Source organism: Oleiphilus sp. HI0061, from assembly GCF_001635675.1.
Genome location: NZ_LWFE01001254.1, coordinates 1 through 509 on the forward strand (window position 1 = coordinate 1; position 509 = coordinate 509).

The following is a 509-nucleotide window of genomic DNA, read 5'->3' on the forward strand; positions in this document are numbered from 1 at the left end:
CTAAAAGTGGCATGGGAGTTGAAGATGTTCTTGAAGCTCTAATCGAAGTGGTTCCACCTCCAGAGGGTGATGTTGATGCTGACCTTCAGGCGCTTATTATTGATTCCTGGTTTGATAATTACTTGGGTGTTGTATCTCTCGTACGAGTTAAAGAAGGCACCTTGCGTAAAGGCGATAAAATCTTAATCAAGTCAACGGGCAAAACCCACCAAATTGATGCTGCGGGAGTGTTTACACCGAAGCGTCATGAGACCGGCATTCTTAGAGCAGGTGAAGTTGGTTTTGTTGTTGCGGGTATTAAAGACATTCATGGCGCGCCAGTTGGTGATACCATCACCCATGCTAAAACTCCTGAAGTAGAGCAGTTGCCAGGCTTTAAGAAAGTCCAGCCACAGGTCTATGCCGCTTTGTTTCCAGTTAGTTCTGATGACTATGAGTCGTTTCGCGATGCCTTGGAAAAACTCACCTTAAATGACGCTTCTTTACATTATGAACCTGAGACCTCCGAT

1 protein-coding gene is annotated in these 509 nt (G+C 45.2%); it reads left to right on the top strand.

The window, feature by feature from the left end:
- Nucleotides 1–509 (top strand): EF-Tu/IF-2/RF-3 family GTPase (locus A3735_RS19615; protein ID WP_255375182.1); only part of this gene is annotated, 509 nt, incomplete at both ends.